The organism is Marisediminitalea lipolytica (genome assembly GCF_001758465.1).
Taxonomy (GTDB): domain Bacteria; phylum Pseudomonadota; class Gammaproteobacteria; order Enterobacterales; family Alteromonadaceae; genus Alteromonas; species Alteromonas lipolytica.
This window is the reverse complement of the sequence record NZ_MJIC01000014.1, coordinates 143,232-160,505: the sequence shown is the minus strand read 5'-3', so window position 1 is coordinate 160,505 and position 17,274 is coordinate 143,232. Positions and strand designations below refer to the sequence as shown.

Here is a 17,274-nt window from a genome sequence, read left to right as displayed (position 1 = left end):
AGGAGCCGTTTTAGCAGGGTTCATCAAACTATCCCGGGAGGTAGTTATTCAAATAATTCTTTGTGTAGAATTGTGACGATTTCGGTACTGTCTGATTCATTCACCAGGAATGAAATATTGTGCGGGTTAGCACCAAAACAAATCATGCGCAGGTTGAAGTCAGAGACCGCGGCAAATATCCGGCTGGAAACACCTTTGCTGGTTTGCATGTGATTGCCCACCACGGTAACCAAATCAAAACCATGCTCTACTTTCACATCACAAATAGTTTCAAGGTCAGCAATGGTTTCACGGTTCAGGCGCTGCGCTACCGAGTTAGCCGGGTTATCGAGGGTAAACGACACCGAGATTTCTGAGGTCGTCACCAGATCCACGCTTAATTTGTGCTTGGCAATAATACCGAACACCTGTTGCAGGAAACCCTGAGCGTACATCATTTTAGGGGTTTTAACCGTTACCATCACCTGCTCTTTACGGCGTGTCAGGGCGCGGAATGGCGGCTCATTTTCGCAGTCTTTTACAATCCAGGTGCCGCCTTTTTCAGGCTCTTTACTGGAGCCAACAAACACCTTGATGTCTTTGCGCACTGCTGGTTCCATGGTAGCCGGGTGTAGTACCTTAGCGCCAAAAGTGGCCATTTCAGCAGCTTCTTCAAAGCTCAGTTCTGGCAGCGGGTGCGCCGCAGCAGTAATACGCGGGTCGGTGGTATACACGCCGGTAACATCAGTCCAGATTTCACACACGTCTGCATCAATGGCTTCGGCCAGTAGCGCTGCGGTGAAATCTGAGCCACCACGACCTAATGTAGTGGTGCGGCCTTCATCGTCGGCACCCACAAAGCCCTGGGTAACTACAATGGCGTTATCAATTTCTGGCTTTAACAGAGCCTGGGCATTTTCACGAATGGCTTCAAGCTGAGGCGCAGCACAACCAAACTCACTGTCGGTACGCAATACCTTCCGCACGTCAAAGTTCATGGTAGTCACGTTCTGCTCAGCCAGTACGGCACTGAACATCAGTGAGGACATACGCTCACCCATCGACAGCAGATTGTCTTTCAGATCGTTGCGATGCAGGATCTCTTCGTGAAAGGCCAGCTTTTTTACTTCATCGAGTAAATCATTAAGCTTGGACTCTACGCTGTCTTTGTCTTTCAGTTCGTTCAGAATGCGGTATTCAATATCCGTAATCGCCTGACAGACTTCACTGATTTGATCCTGGGTCATGGCTTTATGCGCCAGATCCACCAGATGATTGGTAATACCGGCTGCGGCGCTTACCACAACAATACGGGTGCCTGGGTTGCCAGCAACAATGCGGGCACAATTTTGCATAGCAGCATAATTAGCAACACTGGTGCCGCCAAATTTTGCAATGGTTAACGGGTTACTCACGGTGTTCTCCGTTTGTACGCTGTTCTTTCAGCGTTATGGATTGACAATCAGTTGGTCGCCAACATGAATATCATGTTTGGCAAACCAGCCCTGGTTCATTTCTAGTGCATACTTAATCACTTTAGACGCCCCCACCGAGGTTAAATCGTGTGGTTGTAATGGCTTGATATCAGTTATGACACCGTTTCTGTCGATAAATGCCACGTCCAGTGGAATAAAAGTATTCTTCATCCACATGCTCGCCTGCTTTTCGGGTCTGAAAACAAACAACATGCCGCAATCGTCACACAGTGTTTTACGAAACATCAGGCCCTGAGCCCGCTGATCGAAAGTCTGCGCATACTCAACGTGCAGCGTCAGGTCGTTTACTTTAACTCGCGCTGTTTCAAAATCTACTGCGTTTACATTGCAGGCAGAAAGCATCAGGCCAGCGAGCAATGCAGTTGTCGCCAGTAGTTTTGATTTTATTGTGGTGCGCGTTCCCATTAACATTCCTTTTGATTACCTTGTATACAGACATAAAAAAAGCCGGGCCCTTACGGTGCCCGGCTTTCTAGTTTATACGTCAAGTCAGGCAACATTCAACGTTGGAATGATCTTAGCCTTAGCTTCTTCTTCTGCTTTCTTGAAGCTTTCCATCTTGTCGAAGTTCAGGTAGCGGTATACATCGGCTGCCATTGAGTCGATCTTACCAGCGTATTCCATGTACTCCGCCGCAGTTGGCAGACGACCAACGATTGCACCAACCGCTGCAAGTTCTGCAGAAGTCAGGTATACGTTAGCGCCATCACCTAAACGGTTAGGGAAGTTACGGGTAGAAGTAGACAGTACAGTAGTACCGGCATCAACACGTGCCTGGTTACCCATACACAGTGAACAGCCTGGCATTTCAGTACGTACACCTACGCGACCGTAGATGTTGTAGTAACCTTCTTCCATCAGCTGGGCTTTATCCATCTTAGTCGGAGGAGAAATCCACAGGCGGGTCGGCAGTGTTTTACCGTAGTTATCCAGCAGTTTACCTGCCGCACGGAAGTGACCGATGTTAGTCATACAAGAACCGATGAAGACTTCATCAACCTTGTCGCCAGCAACGTCAGACAGCGTTTTCGCATCATCCGGGTCGTTCGGGCAGCAAACGATAGGCTCTTTGATTTCAGACAGGTCGATTTCAATCACTTCTGCGTATTCAGCATCGGCATCAGCACGCATCAGGCTTGGGTTCGCCAGCCATTCTTCCATCTTCTGAGCACGACGCTCAAGCGTACGTGGATCACCGTAACCTTCGTTGATCATCCAGCGTAGCATGGTGATGTTAGAACGCAGGTACTCAGCAATTGACTCTTCTGACAGGTTGATAGTACAACCCGCAGCAGAACGCTCTGCAGACGCATCAGACAGTTCGAACGCTTGCTCAACAGTTAAGTCTTCCAGACCTTCGATTTCAAGGATACGACCAGAGAAAGCATTGATCTTACCTTTCTTCTCTACAGTCAGCAGGCCTTGCTTGATGCCGTACAGCGGAATCGCGTGTACCAGGTCACGCAGGGTGATACCAGGCTGACGCTCGCCTTTAAAGCGAACCAGAATTGATTCAGGCATATCCAGAGGCATAACACCAGTGGCCGCAGCAAAGGCAACCAGACCAGAACCGGCTGGGAATGAAATACCCAGAGGGAAACGGGTGTGTGAGTCACCACCAGTACCTACTGTATCAGGCAGCAACATACGGTTTAACCAGCTGTGGATGATACCGTCACCAGGACGCAGTGAAACACCGCCACGGTTCATGATGAAGTCAGGCAGGGTGTGCTGAGTATCGATATCAACCGGCTTAGGATAAGCGGCAGTGTGACAGAAAGACTGCATGGTCAGGTCGGCAGTGAAGCCAAGACACGCCAGGTCTTTCAGTTCGTCACGGGTCATAGGACCAGTAGTATCCTGAGAACCTACGGTAGTCATCTTAGGTTCGCAATATGTACCAGGGCGGATACCTTCTACGCCACAGGCTTTACCAACCATTTTCTGGGCCAGTGAGAAGCCTTTGCCAGAATCAGCAGGTTGCTCAGGCTTACGGAACAGATCAGACGGACCTAAGCCTAATGCTTCACGGGCTTTTTCAGTCAGGCCACGACCGATGATCAGGTTGATACGGCCACCAGCACGTACTTCGTCCAGGATTACCTTAGACTTGTAGCTGTACTCAGCCAGTACTTCGCCAGTTTCACTGTTAGTGATTTTGCCTTCCAGCGGATAGATGTCGATAACATCACCCATGTTCATTTTTTCGACGTCAGCTTCAAATACTAACGCACCGGCATCTTCCATGGTGTTAAAGAAGATTGGCGCTACTTTAGAACCAATACATACACCGCCGCCGCGCTTGTTAGGCACGCCTGGCAGGTCTTCACCGAAGAACCACAGAACAGAGTTAGTCGCAGACTTACGAGAAGAACCGGTACCTACTACGTCACCCACGAAAGCAACCGGATGGCCTTTAGCCTTCACTTCTTCGATTTGCTTCATTGGGCCTTTAACGCCGTGCTCTTCCGGCTCAAGACCGTCACGGGTCATTTTGTAAGCCGCTAAGGCGTGCAGAGGGATATCAGGGCGTGACCATGCATCTGGTGCTGGTGATAAGTCATCGGTGTTAGTTTCACCGGTCACTTTAAATACTGAGTAAGTCATCTTGTCAGCCATTTGCGGACGAGAAGTGAACCACTCACCTTCGGCCCATGACTTGATTACGTCAGTTGCGAACTCGTTGCCTGCTTTGTGCTTTTCTTCTACGTCGTGGAACGCATCAAACATCAGCAGCGTGTGCTTCAGTTCTTTGGCAGCCAGTGGTGCCAGTGCTGCGTCATCCAGTAACTCAACCAGAGTTGCGATGTTGTAACCACCGTGCATGTTACCCAGTAATTCAACCGCTTTTTCTTTGCTGATCAGGTCGCAGCTTGCTTCGCCTTTTACGATGGCACTTAAGAAGCCTGCTTTTACATAAGCGGCTTCGTCAACACCAGGAGGTACACGCTCAGAAATCAGTTCCAGCAGAAACTCTTCTTCGCCTGCAGGTGGATTTTTCAGTAATTCAACTAATCCTGCCACTTGTTCCGCATTGAGCGGTTTTGGTGGGATTCCTTCAGCAGCACGCTCATCTACGTGTTTGCGATATTCTTCTAACACGATGTTTTCCTCATGGTTATTCCTGCCAATTCGAACGGTCCCGGAGCAGGAAGTGACTATTTAAACGCCGGAATTATAACGGCATATATAACGAATTTGAATTTTTATGCAGTTTCGCAGACTTATAGCCGATATTCAGCCAGACTATTGTTGTCACCAGCGGGGTGACAGCGTCGCTTTCGTCAGTGTCGACAAGCTCATAGTTCGGGTTAGCGCAAACTGTGTTCCGGCACGTTTTCCTGCCGTAGCGGGGAAAAACGCATTAACCGGGCGCGCTCGCCATCTGTCAGTACGTAGATAGAACCATCCCGACCAACAACCACATCTCGTAAACGCTCATTTATAGTAGCAAAGATTTGCTCGGTGGACATGGGATTTTGGTCTAATGCCACTGCAAACAACGCTTTGTTTTTCAGGCTGCTTACTAACAGGTGACCAGCAAGTTCAGGAAACGCCGTATCCCGGTAAACCACCATTGACGACGGTGCAATTGAAGGGGTCCAGTTTAACTGCGGATCCGCCATGCCGTCGTAATGAGTAAAGGGCGTAATTTTCGCGCCGGAATAATCTTCTCCCAGTGTCACCACCGGCCAGCCATAGTTTTTTCCCGCACTGAGCAAATTAATTTCATCACCGCCATCGGGGCCGTGTTCATGTAACCAGATTTGGCCGGTAGCCGGATCCTGAGTCAGCCCCTGGGGATTACGATGCCCTAACGTAAAAACATAGCTTTGCACTGCGTCTGGCGTAGTGTAAAAAGGGTTATCCGCAGGCGCACTGCCGTCTTCGTTAAAGCGTAAAACCTTGCCCAGAAGACTGCTTTTTTGCTGGGCATGCTCACGATAATCAAAGCCATCGCCGCTGGTCATCAGCCAGGTACCATCGGCCAGTTTAAGCAGGCGGCCGCCAAAGTGTACCGGTGTATCCTTAGGGGTGGTCACCGTAAACAACCGCGTTACTTTGGGCTTTTCGCCCTCCAGGCGGGCCGTACCAAAGGCCAGGTAGTTTTCGTCATCGCTGCCCACGGAAAAGCTTAAAAAGACCCGTCGTGATTCGGTAAAATCATCGGCCAGCACGATATCCAGCAGCCCCCCCTGCCCGCTAACATACAGGTCGGGAATATCCAGGTAGATTTCCAGTCGCTGGCCAGCGTTAGTATATTCAACAATAGTGCCGCCACGCTCAGTAATAAACCAGCCACCAAGCGGGTTTTCTACCGCGGCCCAGGGTGACGATAAATACCCGGCGATTTGAGTCTGGTGAAAGTTGCCGGTTACGGGAGGAGGCTCATCGGCGTTTACTGGTCTTCCCCACAACAGCGTACCGGCCCAAAATATCAGGGGCAGTAACACTTTATTATGCAGATGTAACGCTTTGCTCATACCTTTCATACTATCAACAACTTGTTCCTGGCAGCTTAGCATGAAATTATACGATTTGTGTTGCGCTTTGTTGTAAGCAGTGTTGTGATCTGTGCAAGAAAGCAAGTCAGGTTTAACCCTTGGTGTGAAAGAGCATTCCGTTGATGGATGAAAAAGAAGTCGTTTACGAAGTACAGTCCGATATCAGCCCGGTCACTAAAGTCGGCGCCTTACTGGTAGCCTGGTTAGTCACCTATACCATCGCCAGCGTTTCGCAGTCACAGTTTGTGCTCGCTAATCTGGAATCTCTGGGCGTTGTTATCAGCGGCAACCAATGGTTAGAACATACCGTCCTGGATTGGTGGGGGCTCTTGCCAAAATACGGTTCTGCGGTATTTGTTGCGCTGGCGCTGGCCTTGTTTATCAGTGGTAAAGTGGGGCGATTGTTTAATCTCAAAAGCAACTGGTTACATCCATTAGCCGGCGGCCTGGTTATGCTGCTTGTCATGCTGTTGATGCAGCCCATTCTTAACGTCACGCTAATTGCAGGCACACGTTCTTTTGAAGGTCAGCTCTGGCAGGTCATCGCCGGACTGGCGGGTGGTTTTACCTACAAATTCCTGCGCCAGGACGTGGCACGCTGGATTATTCAGCGGCCACGACAAAATGCGCTGTTATAAGTACTAACGCTGAGTCATCGACAGCGACTGAGCAGACTTGGTAATGCGATATTCGCGCAGTGTTTTTGCACTGTAGTGCTCAGACGTGATATTCGACACCGCCACAAAACTTGCCAGCGCCTGTGATGGTGTCAGGTCGAGTTTAATGTATCCGCGGTGCTGACAGTCAGTCCACAGGATTTCGCGGTTGTGATTAGCCACCCGGCGGTCAAACTCAGTAGCCAGCTGTGGCCCGAAAGTTTCAAAATCGCCTGGTGAAGTAATCCCTGCCGTACCTAACTCAACGCCCATCGCCTTGCCATCTGCGGCAAACAACTGGTTTGCCCAGAATGCGTGGCTGTCGCCGGTTAGCACAATCAGGTCAGTCGCCTTCACTGACTGACACAGCTGATAAAACTTCTCTCTGGCCACCGGATAACCATCCCAGGTATCCAGATAAATGGGTAAGTCATACTTACCTAGCGCCATAAAATAACCAAAGTGCTGGGCGATGGCTTTATTGGCAGCCAGATCAGCAGGCAGGCTTAAATCATCGCCAACGGGCACATTGGTGCGAGCCATGGGGATCTGATTGCCAATTAATCGCCACTGCGTTCCCTGCGCTACCGACGAAGCCAGTTTTTCCTCCAGAAAGTTTTCCATGGCGACACTGAGCATACTGCGGCCAGGCGCACCCAGTACTTCTTTTACAAAAGTATCCGCACTTTGCTTAGCCATTATGCCGGGCAGTTCCTTAGCATAATCAATTTGCTTACTACGACCGGTATGCCGGGTTTCGATGGTAGTTAAGGAGGCCAGATCGCCAAATTCAAAATGACGCCATAACTCGGCTTTACTGGCATTTTTGCCAGGTTCCCTTAGTGGCATCCATTCGTAATACGCCTGAATGGAGGCTGCTCGTCGCGCCGCCCAGTCACCTTCGTCAGCCTGATGGTTCTGCGCTCCATCCATGTACGGGTTATTGGCCGACTCATGGTCATCCCAGGTGGGAATAAGCGGATGGGAGGCATGCATCAAACGCGACCCGTTATCGGTTTTGTACTGGCGATGCCGGGTGCGGTAGTCAGCCAGCGTAATAATTTCATTGGCAGGCAGATGACGGCGATTGATCTTACGGGCTTCTTCATCGCCCCAGCCATCCTGACCATACTCATAAATGTAGTCACCAAGGTGCAGAACAAAATCTACCGACTCATCGGATGCAATATGATGATAAGCATTAAAATAGCCAAAGGGATAGTTGGAGCATGAGGCAACTGCAACGCTTAATGATGCTAATTCACCTTTAGGCAGGGTTTTAGTGCGGCCGGGCTCACTCTGTCCATTCGCGGTGATAAAGCGGTAATAGTAGGTGGTACCGGGTTGTAATCCGGTGACATCAACTTTAAAAGTGCAGTCCTGCTCAATCGTGGTTTGTCCCTGGCCGCTTAGTAACACTGTTTTAAAGGCCATATCCTGAGCGACTTCCCAGCGGATGGCGACCGGTTCGCGAGTATGGGTCCACAGGATCACACTGGTATGGGTCGGGTCGCCACTGGCAACACCGCAATCAAACAAAGGGTTAACCGGTGCTGCCGCGACCTGGGCAACAAAAGGCGTTAAGATTCCGGTAGTAAGCGTAGTCTTTAAAAACTGACGACGTGAAAAGATCATAATAAAGTCCAGCAAGCTATATTGCCGAGACTATGACTAAACTCCGTGACATTGAGATGAAAGGATTATGACTATTTCTTGTTACTCTGGCGGATAGCGTAACCATCGGTAACCAGAAAACCGAGCGCCGACTGACTCCCCTGCAGACGCATTTTCTGCCCTGGGCTTAGTCCTTCCCAGGAAGTTCTGCTCACCACCTGACACACATAATCAAAAAGCTGTTGCTCATACTCTTTTAAGTAAATTTTACCGTTACAGTGCTTTTTGCGATAGCGGCGGTTTAGTTTAGCCACCGTGATAACCATTGAAGACGGTTTAGCGTCCATAACATACAGGTGAAGGGCAACCGGAAGACCGCGAAATACAGCAAAACCAGCCAACAGCGCAATGGCCAAAGCACCAATAAATATGCCCGCAGCGCGCCGTTTAGAATCCTTTCGCATGGGTTTCTTACCTTTGGCGAGTAACCTGGCATTCGCCTTTCTGAGCTCAGAAGGATGACCTAAATACTTCATACTCACCAGAAATACGATAGTAACCGCCGTCCACGCCACCCATTTAAACGGTGTAACCCATTCATCAGCTAACAAAAAGGAGTGGAAATAGGCAGGCGCTAACATGGCGCCGATGACAAGGCCAACCGAGATCATTCCGAACAGTGCCAGCACATTGCGTTGCTGTTGCTCCGACGTTTCGGGCTCTGGCAGCAGATACGCTTCTTTATCGGTTTCGTCTGTGGCTGCAGATTCAGATAGCTGTTTCAGCGCTTTTTCTATCTGGGCCACCCGTTCTGGAAAACGTGATTTATCGATAGAATCGAGGGCCTCTTCTAATTGCTCTTTTGAATACGTACGGTAATCTGGTGCCATATTTAGTTACCACTGTGCCATGTCTTTTTGCTGTCTGGCAATCTCTTCGGTTAGATGTTGTTGATCCGGCTGCCTTAGCAGGAAGTCATCAGCCTTCGCCTGACTGTGTTTTTCGTAATTAATGTATATCTGAGCGCTGAGCCCCAGGCGAGCAGTTTCATCTTCAATGAGATGCAGTTGATTATCAGCAAACTGCGGGTTAACCATGACTGACTGCGCCAGCAATTGTTGAGTTAATGCATGAGTATCCGTGTCTGTTTGCTCGTTGATCCAGGTTAATGTTTGTTGCGGATCCCGAAACCCCATTACATCCACAATCATCTAAGCGCGGGACTGGCGCTCGGCAGGTGGCGCACTCTCCATATAGGCCACGGAAGCCTCAGCAGGACTGTCATACATCCATTGGCGATATACCGTTTCTTTAATATGCTCTCGACTTTCAGAATTTGTTTGACTGGCCAGTCGGTTCAATGCGCTGTGTGGATCTATGGAGGCCCATGACAGATAAACGCGACTAAGTGCTTTTTCGTTATCCAGTTCTGCCAGGTTAGCTAACACGAACTCAAAATCAGCCGTGGTTTTAAGGCTCGAGGCAATACCACTAAAAGCCATTTCAATGGCGGCATAGTCAGTTTTACTAAAGCGATTTGCCACACTGCTAACCGCCTGTTCTATATTTTTTTCGGCATAGCTGAAATACAATGTCATTAATCCATAGTGACTGAGAGAGCCGCTGTTCGCTTCATCTGGGTCACTCAGATACCAGTCAAGTGCGGCTTCAGGCTGAGCTTCTGCCCACGCCCGCAGTACCGTAAAGCTGGCCATTTCCTTTTGCCGCGCGCTGTGCAGATTGGTAGCGACAAAATCCATAGCCTCAAGCGGTGACAAACTCGCCAAGTGCTCTAAGAACATATGCACCAATCGCATACTTTCCGGATCGTCGTATAAATCAAGTAAATTCAACGCTTCCAGTGTTTGCTCTGCGTTGAGGGCGGACACCATTTGGTATCCCCGTGCCACGGCGGCCATGGAAGAGCCAAACTGTGCAGACGCCAGTAAGCGCTTTGTTTCTGCCACCAGTTCAGCCCCTGTAAGGGCGGTCTCTGTTGGTTCCTGACAGGTTGTTTCAAGCTGCAAAGCGCTCTGCTTTGTCAGCTCGAATTTATTGTTGCTCTCTTTATGGGGATGTTGTGCCGCGCTGAATGGGATGGGTGTCTGACTGCCGGAGGCGATAGAATACGCGTTGTCGACGGATGTTCCCCCCAACCAATATGCCAGCATAACCGTGAGCAACCAAAAACTACCAACAACATACTTCATATCAAATCCCTTGAATATTGTATTTAGCAGGAAATCATTTAGACCATAACACATTGAAATTTAGAAGTATTGAATATTCCGGAAAGCAAAATACAGATGTTCTCTGCCTGCACGATAAACATTGACTGACGAAAATAACCAATCCAAATCAACAGCTTCGGCCGTATCAACTGGGTTTACGCTGTTAAAAGGTTAAGGGATGACGCTTCGACTTATCATTACCCGTGTGCGGGTACTCTGGGAATCGCTTTCTACCAGTTACTGGTTTATTCCGGTACTGATGATGAGCATCGGCGTAGCGCTGTGTTATTTATGCCTCGCGGTTATCGGGCGCGCCATGCTTCCTGACTGGCTGCGACCTCTCATTCCACTGGTTACGCAAAACAATGTCCAGCAACTGCTGTCAACCGTGGCGGGAGCCATGATAACGGTAACCAGTATTGCCTTTTCTATGACTCTGGTTTCCCTTACGCTGGCGTCAAATCAGTTTGGGCCGCGGCTCATTCGCAATTTTATGCACGACCGCAATACCCAGTGGGTACTGGGACTGCTGGTGACCACATTTCTGTTTTGTCTGATTTCACTGCATCACCTCTCGTCAATCAGCAGTAATCAGGATGCCATCTCTGTGCTGGCTGGCGTCACGGTATTTTTAGCGCTTATCGACTGTGTGACCATTATCTTTTTTATCCATCATGTATCGCGTTCAATCCAGGCCGACCAGGTCATCGCAGACTGTGTTTTTCAATTTGAAAACAATCTGGATTCATTGCTGCCGCTGCCAGAAAATCATAGCGCCTATCAGGCTATCGCTGAACAATGGACATCCCCGGAAAGTAGTTTCAGAGTTAACGTTTACGCCACCACCAGCGGTTATATTCAAACCATCAACTATGCCAGCTTTTTATCCCAACCAGCGGCGCAAATAGCCGGTACCGAGGTATTCGTGCGCAGCGGCGATCATGTCTTATGTGGCGAGCCACTGTTCAGCGCCTGTTGTCACCAACCTTTAAACGAAGAGGATTTTGCCACACTAAGACAAGCCATTGTGTTTGGTGCTAATCGCACACCTATTCAGGACCCTGAGTTTGCCATTACCCAGTTAGTCGAAATTGCTCTGCGCGCACTGTCTCCGGGAATCAACGATCCGCATACGGCAATTACCTGTGTCGACAAACTCACCGCCCTGTGTGTAAAGGTATCTACGCGGGAATTTCCGGCCCAACCCCTGGTTAATACAACAACCGAGGTGTGGTTAAAACGTCGCACTTTCACCTTTGCCGGGATTATTGATAAAGCCTACAGCCAGATTATTCAGGCTGCGGTGGGGCAAAGTGCCGTATTAAGACACTTACTGTTCAATCTGGGAAAATTACACGAAAAGTGTGAACACTCCGTGCGTGCCGCCATCACTCAGCATGCAAAAAGTATTTATATCCTTAAAGAACAAATGTCGTTGAGCGAAGCAGACGAAAGAAAACTCGAAGAAGCTTACCAGCCATTTAAGAACAGTCTTATATGATCCGAAACTGACAGGCATAAAAAAGCCGGTGATTTCACCGGCTTGTTAATCAGGACTGGTAAACGCTTTGAATTACGAACCCAGTTCAGCTTGTAGCTGCTCACTGCTGGCTTTCTCAGAGGCCACAAATTTAGACCACTGTTGCGCCATCCCTTTGCTTGAGTTGAACTTTTCTGCTTCTGCAAGGGTATCCAGTGCGGCCGCGTACTGCTTTTTGTTGTACAGCGCCATGCCTTTAATCAGATAGGGAATACCCGGGTTACGCAACTCACCTTTATTAAGGGCGCTGTCCGCTGACTTAATGGCATTATCCCAGTTTTCCATATTGAGATAAATTTGCGCCAGCTGCGCATCCAGTTCACCGTCGTCAGACAACTCAGCCGCCTGTGCCATCACAGGTACTGCTTTATCGTTCTCTTTGGCCAGCGTCCAGGTTTGGCCCAAGAATTTCAGGTTACGCAGGTTTTTCTCCAGTACGCCATCATTCATCGCCTGTTCCATCAGACGCGCACCTTTATAAGGGGCTTTATGATAATAATACAGCTGTGCCAGGTTAAAGATATCGCCACCAGAAGTTACATAACCCTGCTGGTAAGCCGCTTCCATAATGGCCAGCTGCTTTTTCTCTTCACCCAACTCACCATACATGCCTGCCAGCTGGATCCAGTACTTAGGTTCGTTGAACAACTTCACCATTTTTACCAGCACATCTTTAACCTTTTCAGGCTGTTTTAGCTCGTAATAAATAGCCCGTTGTAAAATCAACCAGCCTTCATCCGGGATCATACCGTCTTCTTCATGACCTTTAATGGCCTGAGTGATGAATTCGGAGGCTTCTTCGTACTGCTTATTCTGATAATAAGCCTGCGCCTTAATCACCAGATTCTTCGGTGGGATCTTGCCAGTGTTAAGTGCTTCCCACCGTTCCAGGTATTCAATACTTGTCGCGTAATTGCCTTGCATCAGGTTAAGCTGTGCCAGACTGAACAAGGTACTCAGTTCAAAGCTTTCCGGAATTGGCTGCTGCTCAACCACCTGAGCAAAGTTTTCCAGCGCTTTGTCATACTGCTCTTCGTTGTAATAGATAAAACCGTAAAAGTTGTACATCATGGCCAGCTCATAGCTATTCATGGAGTCTGATTTATCTTTTACAACGTCAAGAATTCCAATCGCTTCCGCCAGATTACCCGCGTCGGCTTCTGCCTGAGCGCGAGACAGCTGGTCGTAAACCTTGGACCGCAGTGCCGGTGTGCGTCGGGTAGGACGCTCACTGGCTTTGGTTTCTTCCTGCGCCACCGCAGATGAGGCTACCAATGACGTACCGCCAGTTAGTAACAACCCCGCGATAGCGACTGATAACAGGGATTTAGAAAGTGCTTGCTTCATACTCGCCTTACCCGTCTATCTGGAAAGTAATACGGTTTTGTACGCCGGATACTTCCGCCGCCTCACCATTTACTACCCGTGGTTTATATTTAAACTTGAGTGCAGCATCCATAGCGGCTTGCTCAAAAATACCTTCAGGATTTGCTTCCACTACGTAAACGTCTTTCACAGCCCCTTGTTTGGTTACCGTAAACTCAACGATAACGAAACCTTCGATACCACGCTGCAACGCCCGACGCGGATAGACCGGGGCAACTTTAACGATGGGCAGATATTCACCATCGCCGCCTTCCAGGGCTAAGCCACCACCATCAAGGGCCATACTGTCACCCACATCAGCAGCAAATGACATGCCTTCGCTGTTCGCATCCGGACTTGGAGAGTCCATTTGCGGGGTATCCATTTGCGGCGGCTGTTCTTCCGGCTTGGGTGGCTTACGTGGCTTACGATCTTTCTTCTGCACCTGCTCTTCAGGCTTAACGCGAACGAAATCGAGCACGCTGCCTTTTGGAGGCTCGGTTAATGCACTGCCGCCCATTTTAATTAGCGACTGCATCAGAAAGAACAATCCCAACGTAATCGCCAGTGATACAACAAATGCGATTAAAAATCGTGACATGGTCTATGCTCGCTTATGGCTCTTGCGCTGCAATCGACACATCGTAAACACCAGCGGCCCGGGATGCATCCATCACTTTAATCAACGTTTCTGTAGTAGCCAGTTTGTCAGCCTGAATAACTACAGTCCCCTGTGGGTTTTCGGCATGCAGACGTTCAATGTTAGCCTGCACAGCACGCACATCCACGCGACGCTTATTAATCCAGATTTCACCTTTATCGGAGATAGCAACCAGGATATTAGCGCGGTCTTTTTTCACCGCAGTAGCGGCTTCAGGACGGTTAACATCAATACCCGCCTCTTTTACAAAAGACGCAGTTACGATAAAGAAGATCAGCATGATAAATACCACGTCCAGCATGGGCGTCATGTCGATTGTGGCTTCTTCTTCATCTACCAGGTTTTGAAAATGTTGTCTCATAATTTTTCTTACCTTTCTAGCGGGTGGTTTATACAACCACCCTCTCGGAATAATGTATTAGCGCTTAATCAGGGCTTCTTCTAAGTGCGCACGTTCGGTTTTTACTTTGCGGTTTAACCAGCTTGAAGCAAAAACACCTGACAGTGCGCCAACCATCCCCGCCATTGTCGGGATAGTGGCCTTAGAAACACCTGATGCCATCGAGCGGGCATTACCTGAACCTGAAATGGCCATCACATCAAAAACTTCAATCATTCCGGTAACGGTACCCATCAGACCCAGCAGTGGACAAAGTGCCACCAAAGCCTGAATAACCGGGATGCTGCCATTTAATTTAATGGTCAGCGACGAAATGACTTTAGAGCGCACCTGCTCAGCGTACCAGGAAGAACGATCTTCACGGGCTTTCCACTGAGCAATAGCGGCTTTACTTAGGTTTTTGTGCGATACCAGCAGATACAATGCACGTTCGAGGATCAAGAGCCACATCACGAATATCAGCAAACCGATGACCAGGAGTACCTGGCCTCCGGTTTCTGTAAAATCACGAATTGCTTCCAGAAACTCAATCATGATGATTAGCCTTTCTCAGCGCGCTCAGCGATTACTCCGGCAGCTTGTTCCTGCAGAATGTAAACAATGTTCTTACTACGCGTGTTCAGCATTGCGTACAGTAAGGTAGTCGGGATAGCCACAACCAGACCCAGTACGGTAGTTACCAGGGCAGTAGAGATACCACCAGCCATCAGTTTAGGGTCACCGGTACCAAACAGAGTGATTGCCTGGAAGGTGTTGATCATACCGGTTACGGTACCTAACAGACCCATCAGAGGTGCAACTACAGAGATAATCTTAATGATACCCAGATTACGTCCAAGCTTAGGTACTTCAGCCAGAATAGCTTCGGTTAAATGCAGCTCCAGTGCCTCAGTATCCGCATTAGGATGCTCTTCACGCACTTTCAGAACGCGACCCAGTGGGTTGTTGGTTTTGATTTCTTTCGATTTCAGCTGGCTGTTAACCTTGGTACGAATAATCGTCAGGGTAAACAGTCGCTCAATTGCCAGTAACAGACCAAAGGCACCCACGATAAGGATGATGTAACCAACCACACCGCCCTGCTCTACACGTTCTTTCAGGTTAGGAGCCTGAACCAGCAGACCAAGGATAGAGCCGCCTGTTGGGTCAATACCAAACTTAACCAGTTCACCATTAGAGGCTTGCAGCTCGGCCGCAGAATCACCATAGCGTGCAGGTGGCTGACGGATAAGCTCTGCAACAGTGCCGGTTACACCGTTGAAGTCCAGGTATTTGCCATCGGCAACCAGTGCAAACGGGCCAACACGAACCACTTCTTTTGTTACCTTAGCACCGCCCGCTTCAACAACGTCGGTAGTAAATTTAGTAACTTTGCCTGACTGGGTCATTTCACGCTGAATTTCGTACCAAACACGCTCGATTTCATCGATAGACGCCAGCTTGGAGCTTGAACCCATGTCTTGTGCCAATTGGTCAAGGAACTGAGCACGACCAGGGATTTCAGCAGAAATTACTGAGTTATAGAATTTGTTTTTGGTATCGCCAGCAACTTGTTGCAGTGCACCAAACAATTCTTTTAATGAACCCAGACGGGTAGTTAACGCTTCGTTCAGGTCAGCCAGTTTAAACTCGTTTTCTTCGAACTGAGTTTCCAGCTGTTCTGAGTTAGCCAGAGTACGGTCACGCAGCTTGCCAGTTTCGCGTAAAATGCGATCCTGTTCAGCACGTTGCGCCATAAACTCTTGCTCACGTTGTTTGTTTTGCTGAGATTGGGCAAATTTGCCTTCTTCCAATTGCTTAAGTAAAGCATCCAGATCCAGTGCGCGCTCGTTTTCAGCCATAGCACTTACGCTAATGCAGGCAGCAACCAGACCAACTGCGATTGTTTTTAACGACTTTAACATCACTTTCGTCCTCTTAGTCGGTAAGTGCTACAGGCAGCATTAACAGATCAGGCGCAAGTTGTTTCTTGGCCATACGGAGTGCTTTGGTTACCTGGGTACGGTAAGAACTGTCCAGCTCTTCCCATTGACGGGTTTGTTTGTTCCAAACACCTTGTGAGCTTGCATCACGGGTTTGATAAATCAATGCGGTACGACCAAGACGTAAAAACTCAACGTCACGTTCCTGACCATCAATATCGTGAATCCCGGTGTACGCTTCCATAGTGCGACCGTAGTCCATTTCTACCTGGTACGCTTCCATTACACGACGGAATTTCTCAGACGCCGCAACGTCCGCACGGTCCATCATGCTTTTCAGGCCAGCAATACGCTCAGCACGCTCTTTGGGTAAGAACGGAACGTCCAGTTGTACAAACTGCTCCAAGCCATCAATCATGCGGATCATCAATGGCGTAATTTGGCGTTCGATAACCGATACTTCATCAATTGCCGCGTTCAGGTCAGCCATTTCCTGTTCCTGATTGGCGATTTGCTTACGCAACTGATTGTTGTAAATCTCCAGACCTTCGATCTCTTTGTTCAGCGTTTTAAACTGTTGCAGTTTGCTGTCAATCTGATCGGTGATGCCATCAATCTTTTGCTGCGAGCGGGCAGCAGATTCATTTATTTCCTTAGCGGCATCAATTGCAGGTTTTAACTCCTGCTCCTGAGCGAATGCTGACACCGACAATAATGCGGTACTAATCAGCAAAGTATTAAAAAGCTTCATACATTCAAACCTTTTTGTTACAAGAAATCGGAACAACCGACCACTAAAAACTGCGGGTAGGATAGGGGGTTTATGTGACAGTTTTATTACTAATCTGTCATAAAAAAATTTTCCCCTTCCTATAACAAAAAAAGCCGCAGAAGCGGCTTTCTCT

Annotated in this window: 16 protein-coding genes; 2 read left to right on the top strand and 14 right to left on the bottom strand. The window is 48.8% G+C overall.

The genetic code is table 11. The annotated features are described in order from the left end of the window. Positions 1-44: 44 nt before the first annotated feature. From lysC to BFC17_RS11740, 4 genes are all read right to left on the bottom strand, one after another. The gene (lysC, locus tag BFC17_RS11755; protein ID WP_070176678.1) at positions 45-1,394 is read right to left on the bottom strand and encodes a lysine-sensitive aspartokinase 3; all 1,350 of its coding nucleotides are present in this window, start codon (positions 1,392-1,394) and stop codon (positions 45-47) included. A gap of 33 nt (positions 1,395-1,427) precedes the next feature. After that, positions 1,428-1,880, bottom strand: coding sequence for a DUF192 domain-containing protein (locus BFC17_RS11750; protein ID WP_070176677.1), 453 nt, complete (start codon positions 1,878-1,880; stop codon positions 1,428-1,430). Positions 1,881-1,964: 84 nt separating this feature from the next. Next, on the bottom strand, positions 1,965-4,577 hold the full coding sequence (gene acnB, locus BFC17_RS11745; RefSeq protein ID WP_070176676.1) for a bifunctional aconitate hydratase 2/2-methylisocitrate dehydratase: 2,613 nt from the start codon (positions 4,575-4,577) through the stop codon (positions 1,965-1,967). Between the two features lie 209 nt (positions 4,578-4,786). Further along, positions 4,787-5,968, bottom strand: coding sequence for a PQQ-dependent sugar dehydrogenase (locus BFC17_RS11740; RefSeq protein ID WP_070176675.1), 1,182 nt, complete (start codon positions 5,966-5,968; stop codon positions 4,787-4,789). A gap of 134 nt (positions 5,969-6,102) precedes the next feature. Between BFC17_RS11740 and BFC17_RS11735 the strand changes: the two genes are divergently transcribed. Continuing rightward, positions 6,103-6,618: a hypothetical protein gene (locus tag BFC17_RS11735; RefSeq protein ID WP_070176674.1), complete on the top strand. Its 516-nt coding sequence runs from the start codon at positions 6,103-6,105 to the stop codon at positions 6,616-6,618. Between the two features lie 3 nt (positions 6,619-6,621). Here the strand turns inward: BFC17_RS11735 and BFC17_RS11730 are convergent, their stop codons facing one another. The 4 genes from BFC17_RS11730 to BFC17_RS11715 form a co-directional block, all read right to left on the bottom strand. Further along, positions 6,622-8,271, bottom strand: coding sequence for an alkaline phosphatase D family protein (locus tag BFC17_RS11730; protein ID WP_070176673.1), 1,650 nt, complete (start codon positions 8,269-8,271; stop codon positions 6,622-6,624). A 71-nt stretch (positions 8,272-8,342) separates the two neighbouring features. Continuing rightward, on the bottom strand, positions 8,343-9,140 hold the full coding sequence (locus BFC17_RS11725; RefSeq protein ID WP_070176672.1) for a hypothetical protein: 798 nt from the start codon (positions 9,138-9,140) through the stop codon (positions 8,343-8,345). A 6-nt stretch (positions 9,141-9,146) separates the two neighbouring features. Next, positions 9,147-9,461, bottom strand: a complete 315-nt coding sequence (locus tag BFC17_RS11720; protein ID WP_070176671.1) for a hypothetical protein — start codon at positions 9,459-9,461, stop codon at positions 9,147-9,149. Next, complete coding sequence (locus BFC17_RS11715; RefSeq protein WP_070176670.1) at positions 9,462-10,460, bottom strand: hypothetical protein; 999 nt, start codon at positions 10,458-10,460, stop codon at positions 9,462-9,464. A 199-nt stretch (positions 10,461-10,659) separates the two neighbouring features. On the opposite strand from BFC17_RS11715, the gene BFC17_RS11710 reads away from it, so the two are divergent. After that, complete coding sequence (locus BFC17_RS11710; protein ID WP_070176669.1) at positions 10,660-11,982, top strand: DUF2254 domain-containing protein; 1,323 nt, start codon at positions 10,660-10,662, stop codon at positions 11,980-11,982. A gap of 72 nt (positions 11,983-12,054) precedes the next feature. On the opposite strand, the gene BFC17_RS11705 is transcribed toward BFC17_RS11710, so the two are convergent. From BFC17_RS11705 to BFC17_RS11680, 6 genes are read right to left on the bottom strand one after another with little or no spacing between them, the layout of a single operon-like run. After that, positions 12,055-13,368 (bottom strand): tetratricopeptide repeat protein, encoded by a 1,314-nt coding sequence (locus BFC17_RS11705; protein ID WP_070176668.1) that lies wholly within the window; start codon positions 13,366-13,368, stop codon positions 12,055-12,057. A gap of 7 nt (positions 13,369-13,375) precedes the next feature. Then, complete coding sequence (locus tag BFC17_RS11700) at positions 13,376-13,987, bottom strand: energy transducer TonB (RefSeq protein WP_070176667.1); 612 nt, start codon at positions 13,985-13,987, stop codon at positions 13,376-13,378. Positions 13,988-14,000: 13 nt separating this feature from the next. Next, on the bottom strand, positions 14,001-14,408 hold the full coding sequence (locus BFC17_RS11695; protein ID WP_070176666.1) for an ExbD/TolR family protein: 408 nt from the start codon (positions 14,406-14,408) through the stop codon (positions 14,001-14,003). A 57-nt stretch (positions 14,409-14,465) separates the two neighbouring features. Further along, the gene (locus BFC17_RS11690) at positions 14,466-14,981 is read right to left on the bottom strand and encodes a MotA/TolQ/ExbB proton channel family protein (protein ID WP_070176665.1); all 516 of its coding nucleotides are present in this window, start codon (positions 14,979-14,981) and stop codon (positions 14,466-14,468) included. Between the two features lie 5 nt (positions 14,982-14,986). Beyond that, positions 14,987-16,351: a MotA/TolQ/ExbB proton channel family protein gene (locus BFC17_RS11685; RefSeq protein ID WP_070176664.1), complete on the bottom strand. Its 1,365-nt coding sequence runs from the start codon at positions 16,349-16,351 to the stop codon at positions 14,987-14,989. Positions 16,352-16,364: 13 nt separating this feature from the next. Beyond that, positions 16,365-17,120, bottom strand: a complete 756-nt coding sequence (locus tag BFC17_RS11680; protein WP_070176663.1) for a DUF3450 domain-containing protein — start codon at positions 17,118-17,120, stop codon at positions 16,365-16,367. Between the last annotated feature and the right edge of the window lie 154 nt (positions 17,121-17,274).

What these genes read in the sequence shown, in the direction of transcription:
- BFC17_RS11690 (WP_070176665.1), bottom strand. Translation starts at nt 14,981, where the DNA reads ATGATTGAGTTTCTGGAAGCAATTCGTGATTTTACAGAAACCGGAGGC.
- BFC17_RS11725 (WP_070176672.1), bottom strand. Translation starts at nt 9,140, where the DNA reads ATGGCACCAGATTACCGTACGTATTCAAAAGAGCAATTAGAAGAGGCC.
- BFC17_RS11700 (WP_070176667.1), bottom strand. Translation starts at nt 13,987, where the DNA reads ATGTCACGATTTTTAATCGCATTTGTTGTATCACTGGCGATTACGTTG.
- BFC17_RS11750 (WP_070176677.1), bottom strand. Translation starts at nt 1,880, where the DNA reads ATGGGAACGCGCACCACAATAAAATCAAAACTACTGGCGACAACTGCA.
- BFC17_RS11715 (WP_070176670.1), bottom strand. Translation starts at nt 10,460, where the DNA reads ATGAAGTATGTTGTTGGTAGTTTTTGGTTGCTCACGGTTATGCTGGCA.
- BFC17_RS11705 (WP_070176668.1), bottom strand. Translation starts at nt 13,368, where the DNA reads ATGAAGCAAGCACTTTCTAAATCCCTGTTATCAGTCGCTATCGCGGGG.
- BFC17_RS11730 (WP_070176673.1), bottom strand. Translation starts at nt 8,271, where the DNA reads ATGATCTTTTCACGTCGTCAGTTTTTAAAGACTACGCTTACTACCGGA.
- BFC17_RS11720 (WP_070176671.1), bottom strand. Translation starts at nt 9,461, where the DNA reads ATGATTGTGGATGTAATGGGGTTTCGGGATCCGCAACAAACATTAACC.
- BFC17_RS11710 (WP_070176669.1), top strand. Translation starts at nt 10,660, where the DNA reads ATGACGCTTCGACTTATCATTACCCGTGTGCGGGTACTCTGGGAATCG.
- BFC17_RS11740 (WP_070176675.1), bottom strand. Translation starts at nt 5,968, where the DNA reads ATGAAAGGTATGAGCAAAGCGTTACATCTGCATAATAAAGTGTTACTG.
- BFC17_RS11695 (WP_070176666.1), bottom strand. Translation starts at nt 14,408, where the DNA reads ATGAGACAACATTTTCAAAACCTGGTAGATGAAGAAGAAGCCACAATC.
- BFC17_RS11735 (WP_070176674.1), top strand. Translation starts at nt 6,103, where the DNA reads ATGGATGAAAAAGAAGTCGTTTACGAAGTACAGTCCGATATCAGCCCG.
- BFC17_RS11685 (WP_070176664.1), bottom strand. Translation starts at nt 16,351, where the DNA reads ATGTTAAAGTCGTTAAAAACAATCGCAGTTGGTCTGGTTGCTGCCTGC.
- BFC17_RS11680 (WP_070176663.1), bottom strand. Translation starts at nt 17,120, where the DNA reads ATGAAGCTTTTTAATACTTTGCTGATTAGTACCGCATTATTGTCGGTG.